Here is a 7,485-nt window from a genome sequence, read left to right as displayed (position 1 = left end):
CATCCCGCCCTGCCCGGTCGACTGCATCGAGCTGATCGCAATCTAGCAGTCTCGCTGGTAGCTGCCTTGCAGCTGCACTTGCAGGTGCTTTTGTAGGAGCGGCGTAAGCCGCGAAGCTGATGGAAATCCAGCTGGCGAAGATTCCAATCGCAGGCATGTATCTGGCGAGCCTTGGCTGCCCAAGATCATGTTGAACGCTGCAATCCAAATGCCGCAGGCCTCGCGGCTGACGCCGCTCCTACAAAAGCACAGGAGCCGGCTTCGTCAGCGAGTGAGTGTGGGAGCGGCGTCAGCCGCGAAGCTGGTGGAAATCCAGCTGACAAAGATTCCAATCGCAGGCGTGCATCTAGCGATGCCTTGGCTGCCCGGAATCATGCTGAACACTGCAATCCACTTGTAATCGGCTTCGCGGCTGATGCCACTCCCACAAAACAGCAGAGCGGCCAAAGCGGCACGCCTGCTCAGTATTCGTCGTCTTCCGCTTTCGGCGGCAACGGCGGCACCGTGTACTGGCGGCCGTGTGCGTGACAATCCGCGATCAAGGCCTCCGCGTCCGCGCGCACTATCGCACGCGTGCCCAGCGGGAACCGATCATCCTCGACCAGATCCGTGCGCAGGTCGGTGACCGGCGAGAACGAGGCCGACACTGCATACCGCTCCTCCGACGTGGCCAGCGCATCACCACCCCACCAGCGGATCAACCACTGGGCGTTGTCCCAAAGCAGCACTGTCTCCAACTGGCCACTCCCCAGCTGATAACCCACCGCGCAGAATCGATTGGGTACGCTGCGGTCGCCATGGCGTCGCACCGTGTTGCGCAGCTCCGCTTCGATCAGCTTGAACTGCAGGTAGTCCTGCGGCTCGATGCGCTGCAACGGTGCCTGCTTGTAGATCAGTTTCGTCAGCGCGGCTTGCGCCGGTGCCGCCGCATGCAGTGCACCGCTGGCAGCCACGGCTGCGAACAACAGGTAACGCATCATTTCCATCCCTGCCTCGCTGCAAAAAAACCAAACCAATCAAGCGGCTGTCTGCCCCGGACACCGTAGCCTCCAGGGCAGACGACTGCTATCGCAGCAGCTGCTTACGGCACTGCAGCGGTAATCACGATCTCGATCTTCCACGCCGGGTTGGCCAGCTTGGCCTGCACGGTGGCGCGCGCCGGCGTCGCACCCTGCGGTACCCACTTGTCCCAGGCTTCGTTCATGCCTGCGAAGTCGGCCATGTCGGCGATGAAGATTTCCGCACGCAGGATGTTGCTCTTGTCGGTCGGCGCCAGACGCAGCAGATCGTCAATGGCCTGCAATACCTGCTGGGTCTGGCCAACGATATCGGCGCTGGTGTCTTCCGGCACCTGCCCGGCCAGGTAGGCCACGCCGTGGTGGATGGTCATTTCGGACATGCGCGGACCGGTATCGAAGCGTTGGATCATGGCTGACTCGCTGTTGTGAATGTACCCATCATTGTGCCCCCAAGTGGAAGTTTCAGGCGTTTCTTTGCGTGAACGCCGCCATGACGCCAGCGCAACGAGCAGCAGCCAGCCCACCACGGTGGCAATCACCAGCTTCTGGCCCAGCCCACGCGGGCTGTCACGCCACAGCACGTGCAGCCACAAGGCGGCAAACGCAACCCACGCCCACCACCAGGCCAGTCGATGCTGATGCTGCCAGCGCGGATCGCGTCCGAACCACCATGCCTGCAACAGCATTGCCACGGTCACGCACAGGAACGCGGTCTGCGCCGCAAATCCGTGCAGCAAGGGTGCCAGCAGCGGCGCATGCTGCGGCAGCCAGCTGTCACCGATGGCCACCGCTGCCAGTGCCACTCCTGCAACCACGAACAGCACTGCCGGCAAGCCCCGCCGCGCAGGCCCGTTCGCCTGCCGGTACAACATCACGCCGAGTGCGGCGATGGCCGATGCCAGCAGGCAATAGGCCACGCGCAGCAGCACGCCATAAGGGCCATGCAGATAAAGGCTGAGGGTGGCGCGCATCCAGTCCAGATCATCACGGGCAAACTGCAGCGCGATGGCGATCAGCAAAAACGTCAGCAATGCCAACACCACCGCCACGACCAGTGCCGGACGTGGCAACCCGGCCCCTTGCGAACCACCACCCATGCCCTCTCCCCTACGCCTGAGCCTTGAGCCACCCAGTCTAGTGCGCCTGCCACCGCCGCGCCGACTGAAGCCGATGGAAACGCCCTGCAGGCGACATGCAGCCATCATCACGCACTACCGCTAGTCTTATGACTCCGCGCCGTACCAGCGCCCAGCCCGCCGAACCTGCATGACCGCGTCTGCCACGCCTTCGCACCCGTCCGCACCGGGCTGGCGACGTATTGCCGCCATCCTGGTAACCCTGGCCATCATGGCAATGGCCCTGCATGCCTTGGCCGGGGAGTTCAGCGACCACGGCTACCACCAGATCCGCGCGGCGGTGCGCGGGCTGTCATGGTCGCAGCTGGGGCTGGCGACGCTGCTGGGCATGGCCAGCTACGCCTGCCTGATCGGGTTCGACGCCATTGGCCTGCGTCGCGCCAGGCATCCCTTGCCGGCCACCCGGGTGGCTCTCACCGCCTTCCTCGCCCACGCCGCCGGGCAGACGCTGGGGTTTGCGGCACTGACCGGTGGTGCCGTCCGCGTGCGCAGCTATGGCCGCGCAGGGCTCAGCCTTGCCGAAATCGGCCAGGTGGTGCTGATGAGCACGCTGGGCTTCGTGTTTGGCGCCTGGCTGTTGCTGGGCTTTGCCCTGTTGCTGGAGCCGGGCGCGGCCGCGCTGGCCTTGCCGATCCCGGCAATGGCAGTACACGCAGTGGGCGTGGCCATGCTGGTCGGCTTCGCTGCGATGTTGCTGCTGGTTGGGCGCCAGGGCCGCAGCATCGGTTGGGGCCAACACCGCATGTGGATACCCGACCGGCGCACGGTGCTGGAAGTCACCGCCTTGAGCGTGGTCGAGTTATGCCTGGCATCGGCGGCGTTCTATGTGCTGCTGCCGGCACAGGGCGAGGTCGGTTTTGTCGGCTTCGTTGGCCTGTATCTGGTGGCGGTGGTGGCGGGCCTGGTTTCCACCGTGCCGGCCGGGCTGGGCGTATTCGAATGGAGCCTGCTCAAGCTGCTGCCGCATGTGGCACCGGCGGCCCTGCTGGCCGCCGCCGTGGCCTACCGGGTCACCTACTACCTGCTGCCCTTGTTCCTGTCCGCATTGCTGGCGGCACTGGCCAGCGTGCGCCGGCCACTGCGTAGTGGCGCCGGCACCGCCTGGACGGTAGTGCGGCCGTGGCTGCCGCAGCTGATAGCGCTGGCGGTATTCGCCGCCGGCGCGCTGCTGCTGATCGATGGCACCTTGCCGGTACCGCATCAGCGGGTTCTACCGGCGCCGCTGCCCATCGTGGAAACCTCGCATCTGCTGGGCAGCCTCGGCGGCATCCTGCTGTTGTTGATCGGCCAGGGCCTGCAGCGGCGCAGTCATGCCGCCTGGATGCTGGCATTCGCGCTGTGCATCGCGCTGCCGTTGCCGGCCTGGTTGCGCGGCGGCCATCTCACCGTGGCACTTACCCTGCCGCTGTTGGCGATGGCCTTGTGGGCGGCACGGCGCGAGTTCTACCGCGAGGGCGCGTTGCTGGATGAAGCCTGGTCCTGGCCCTGGCTGCGCAATGTGGCGCTGGTGCTGGTGGCCACGGTATGGCTGTTGTTCTTCGTCTACAGCCACGTCGAATACCAGAGCGAGCTCTGGTGGCAGTTCGCCACCTCCGGCAATGCACCGCGTGCGCTGCGTGCCCTGTTGCTGGTCTGCATCGCCGTGGTCATCTTCGGCTTGGCACGGCTGCTGCACAGCACCCGCAGTCCACTGCCCTTGCCCGATGACGCCACGCTGGAACAGCTGCGGCCGATCCTGGCGCAGGCCGAGGACACCCAGGCCTGCGTGGCGATGACCGGCGACAAGGCGATCCTGCGCAGCGAAGCCGGCGATGGCTTCGTGATGCTGCAGCGCTATGGCGGCTCACTGGTAGCCATGGGCGACCCGGTCGGGCCGGCGCAGGTGGCCACGGCGCTGATCTGGAAATTCCGTGAAGAAGCGGACCGCCTCGGCCTGCGCCCGGTGTTCTATCAGACCAGCGGCAAGTACTGGCAGAACTATCTGGACCTGGGCCTGACCCTGGTGAAACTGGGCGAGGAAGCGATGGTGCCGCTGAATGATTTCAGCCTGGCCGGCAGCGAACGCGCCGACCTGCGCCAGGCATGGAACAAGGGCAAGCGCATGGGCCTGAGCTTCAAGCTGGTGGCGGCGGGCGAGGTGCCGGCGCTGCTGGATGCGCTGGCCGAAATCTCGGACGCCTGGCTGGACGAAAAAGCCGGCGAGGAGAAAGGCTTCTCACTGGGCAGCTTCGAGCCCGGCTACATGAGCCGCTTCCCGGTGGCGTTGGTCGAGGCCGAAGGACGCATCGTCGCCTTCGCCAATATCTGGCAGGCACCGGCCGGCAAGGAGCTCTCCGTCGATCTGATGCGGCACCGCCCGGATGCGCCCAAGGGCACGATGGATTTCCTGTTCATCGAGCTGTTCCTGTGGGGCGCGGCCAATGGCTATACCCGCTTCTCGCTGGGCATGGCACCGCTGACCGGTCTGGCCCAGCACCGTCTGGCCGGCCGCTGGAATCGCTTCGCCAATCTGGTCGCGCGGCATGGCGAGCGCTTCTATGGTTTCACCGGCTTGCGCCGTTTCAAATCCAAGTTCGCGCCGGAATGGCGGCCGCGTTATCTGGCCGCCCCCGGCGGTGTGCATCTGCCGGCGGCACTGCTGGATGTGACCCGGCTGATTTCGCTGGATCCAAGCAGAAAGTAGTCGTTTTGATTTGCTGGTTTGCTGGTTTGCTGGTTTGTGGGAGCGGCGTCAGCCGCGAAGCTGGTGAACCGAAACGACGTCAGCTTCGCGGCTCACGCCGCTCCCACAAGCACTTCAACAACGTAGCGGTGGCATTTGTAGGAGCGGCGTCAGCCGCGAAGCCGGTGAACTGAAACGACGTCAGCTTCGCGGCTTACGCCGCTCCTACAGGTGGTCGTTTGGGATTGCCGGCTTCGCGGCTTACGCCGCTCCCACAAGCACATCGATGCTGCTGCCAGGCCTTATCGGCTCTGCACGTGCTGCAGGATCACCTTGGCCAGGCCGGCGTAGTCGCCTTCGAAATGGTGATCGCCGGGCAGCTTCAGCAACTGCGCGCTGCCGGCTGGCAGCTTCGGGCACAGCGCGTCGTCGTCGTCCTCGCCATAGATGCACAAGGTGCGGTCGGCGGCCAGCTTGCGCATTTCCGGCGCGATCGGCAGGCCATCATCGCCGCCGCTGGAAATCCAGTTGCTGACATGGAATTCGTAGTCCGCGCGCTCGCCCAGCGACATCAGTGCGGTCATGCTCAGCATCTGCGCGCTGGGCGGCGGCAGCTTGTTGATCGCCGCAGGCAATACGTCGGCGCCCTGCGAGAAACCGACCAGCAGCAGTTTCGGCCGCTGCCAGTGGTTGGCGTAGTAGCGCGCGATGCGATCCAGATCAGTGGCAAACCCGGCCGGTGTGCGTTCGCTCCAGAAGTAACGCAGCGAATCCACGCCCACCACCGGAATACCGGCCTGCGCCAGGGCGCCTGCGACCTCCTTGTCCAATCCCGCCCAGCCACCATCGCCGGAGACGAACACCGCGAAGGTATCGCCCGGCCCGCTGGTCGGCACTTCCACCAGCGGCAGACCATCCAAGTCCGCTGGCACCGCAGGCAGACTGACGCCGTGTTGCGCGCCCAGCACCCGCGCGGCAGCAAGCTCACCGGGCAAGGCACTGCCCGCACGGGTACGCGCAAACGGCCGCGCCCACGGCACCGCGGCGGTGAAGGTATTGACCGTCGTCGCCGGGCAAGCCTGCGCAGTGCCGGCGGCAGCATTCAACCACGGGAAACGCAGCGGCTGCGGCTGCAGACTGCGGCCCTTGATGGCATCACCGCAGATCATCGTCGCGTTGTGCAGTTGCGGGCAGAAATCCTCGGTCAGCAAGCCGGCAAACACGTCCGCATCGGCCTGTGTTGCCACCGCATAGGCCAAGGCCGCACCGGCACCGTCGCCGCCAAGTATCGGCAGACGGTAGGTGGGCACACGGTAGTAGGCTTGTACGTAGCGCGAGAAGTTCTCCACGTCACCGGCCGAAAAGCCGCAATGCGCGCCTTCCTTGGCCAGTACCTGGTACAGCTGGCGGGTGTCGATATCGACCACCATGGCGCCGTCATCGCGCAGCGCCTGCAGCCGCGCCTGATGCTGCGCCGCCGGCGCGTGGCCATCGCCGAACCACAGCACCACCCGTTCTGCTGGGGTGCCGGGCAATAACACCGGTACGTTTTGAAAACGGCCATGGCTGACCTGTTCGGCCGCCAATGCCGTCACCACGGGTGCCACCAGCAGGCTCAGCGCCAGCACACTTCTTCCCCAGATCACACGCGCCATCCATCCAGTCCCGGTTTCTAACCGGCCCAGCCTACGCCTGCTGTTGGCAGAAAGATGTCGAAAGCGCTGGCTCAGGCCTGTGCTTCGGGATGCCGTGCGGTCCAATCGGCCAGGCGCTGCCGGTAGGCGGCCAGTTCGTCGGCATAGATGTCCATCACGCAGATGGGGCAGCCACTTTCGCAGCATTCATTCGGCCCCGGTGCTTCAGGCGGTTGCGGGCGCGGATCGGGATCCGGCGCGGCAGGATCATGGACGGGCAGTTCGTTCATCACAGCGGCCAACGCGGCCTTATCAACGGTGGGACAACCGCTAGTTTAGCCAAGCACTGCGCTCAGCCCGCAACCCGGCGCAGATTTACCCGCGCCTGTGCATCGTAACGTTCATGGAAAAAATCGCTGAAGAAGATCCGCGGCTGCGCCAATACCTTGCGCAGGAAACGACGCCGATTGAGCCGGAACAGGAAGCCCGGCACCTTGCCCTGGTACTCCTCGGCGATGCCGCGGTCATAGGCGTCGAAGATCGCATCCGGGGCACCGAGGATGGCCATGTCGCTGTCCAGGAACAGCGCGGCATCAGCATCCAGGGCATCCGCGCCAAGGCTGCCGTGCTGTGCGGTGAGTTCGATCAGCGCCACCACCCGCGCCACATCCACCGTGGTATCCGGCAACCAGCGCTCGATACCCGCCGCCGCCAACTGGGCCGAACGCGCCTCGTTGTCGCCCCGCCCGGCCTCATAGATCGCATCGTGGTACAGCACGGCCAGCAGCACCTCCAACGGCTGCTGCCAGCCGGGCCCGGCGGCGACATCGCGGTAATGCTGCAACAAGGCCTGCACATGGCCGAAGTTGTGATAAGCGCGCGGCGGCTGCGCGTAAGCGGTTTTCAGCTCGGCCAGCAGCGGAGGCGGCAAGGTCTGCAGCAAGTCGTTCATGCCTGCATCTTGGCATGAAGCCGTGACCACCAAACAGGATTTGCGGGGGCTGGCCGACGCTGAGACCACACAGCGCTCCCTC

At 65.4% G+C, this 7,485-nt stretch carries 6 protein-coding genes and 1 pseudogene; 1 reads left to right on the top strand and 6 read right to left on the bottom strand.

Translation table 11 applies throughout. The annotated features are described in order from the left end of the window. Window positions 1-461: 461 nt before the first annotated feature. From ACVOKO_RS08885 to ACVOKO_RS08875, 3 genes and pseudogenes are all read right to left on the bottom strand, one after another. Window positions 462-986, bottom strand: a complete 525-nt coding sequence (locus ACVOKO_RS08885) for a hypothetical protein (protein ID WP_346498564.1) — start codon at window positions 984-986, stop codon at window positions 462-464. Between the two features lie 95 nt (window positions 987-1,081). Next, complete coding sequence (locus ACVOKO_RS08880) at window positions 1,082-1,429, bottom strand: RidA family protein (RefSeq protein WP_057627127.1); 348 nt, start codon at window positions 1,427-1,429, stop codon at window positions 1,082-1,084. A gap of 63 nt (window positions 1,430-1,492) precedes the next feature. After that, window positions 1,493-2,116, bottom strand: a pseudogene (locus tag ACVOKO_RS08875) (DUF998 domain-containing protein); the annotation flags it as partial. 169 nt (window positions 2,117-2,285) lie between these two features. On the opposite strand from ACVOKO_RS08875, the gene mprF reads away from it, so the two are divergent. Next, window positions 2,286-4,838, top strand: coding sequence for a bifunctional lysylphosphatidylglycerol flippase/synthetase MprF (mprF, locus tag ACVOKO_RS08870; protein ID WP_346498563.1), 2,553 nt, complete (start codon window positions 2,286-2,288; stop codon window positions 4,836-4,838). 281 nt (window positions 4,839-5,119) lie between these two features. On the opposite strand, the gene ACVOKO_RS08865 is transcribed toward mprF, so the two are convergent. From ACVOKO_RS08865 to ACVOKO_RS08855, 3 genes are all read right to left on the bottom strand, one after another. After that, window positions 5,120-6,472 (bottom strand): virulence factor family protein, encoded by a 1,353-nt coding sequence (locus ACVOKO_RS08865; RefSeq protein WP_346498562.1) that lies wholly within the window; start codon window positions 6,470-6,472, stop codon window positions 5,120-5,122. Window positions 6,473-6,543: 71 nt separating this feature from the next. Further along, window positions 6,544-6,741, bottom strand: a complete 198-nt coding sequence (locus ACVOKO_RS08860; RefSeq protein ID WP_346498561.1) for an oxidoreductase-like domain-containing protein — start codon at window positions 6,739-6,741, stop codon at window positions 6,544-6,546. A gap of 62 nt (window positions 6,742-6,803) precedes the next feature. Next, window positions 6,804-7,403, bottom strand: coding sequence for an HD domain-containing protein (locus ACVOKO_RS08855; protein WP_346498560.1), 600 nt, complete (start codon window positions 7,401-7,403; stop codon window positions 6,804-6,806). Between the last annotated feature and the right edge of the window lie 82 nt (window positions 7,404-7,485).

This window comes from Stenotrophomonas sp. STEN240 (assembly GCF_056756175.1).
This window is presented reverse-complemented; position numbering and strand designations above follow the sequence as displayed.

What these genes read in the sequence shown, in the direction of transcription:
- ACVOKO_RS08885 (WP_346498564.1), bottom strand. Translation starts at nt 986, where the DNA reads ATGGAAATGATGCGTTACCTGTTGTTCGCAGCCGTGGCTGCCAGCGGT.
- ACVOKO_RS08880 (WP_057627127.1), bottom strand. Translation starts at nt 1,429, where the DNA reads ATGATCCAACGCTTCGATACCGGTCCGCGCATGTCCGAAATGACCATC.
- mprF (WP_346498563.1), top strand. Translation starts at nt 2,286, where the DNA reads ATGACCGCGTCTGCCACGCCTTCGCACCCGTCCGCACCGGGCTGGCGA.
- ACVOKO_RS08865 (WP_346498562.1), bottom strand. Translation starts at nt 6,472, where the DNA reads ATGGCGCGTGTGATCTGGGGAAGAAGTGTGCTGGCGCTGAGCCTGCTG.
- ACVOKO_RS08860 (WP_346498561.1), bottom strand. Translation starts at nt 6,741, where the DNA reads ATGAACGAACTGCCCGTCCATGATCCTGCCGCGCCGGATCCCGATCCG.
- ACVOKO_RS08855 (WP_346498560.1), bottom strand. Translation starts at nt 7,403, where the DNA reads ATGAACGACTTGCTGCAGACCTTGCCGCCTCCGCTGCTGGCCGAGCTG.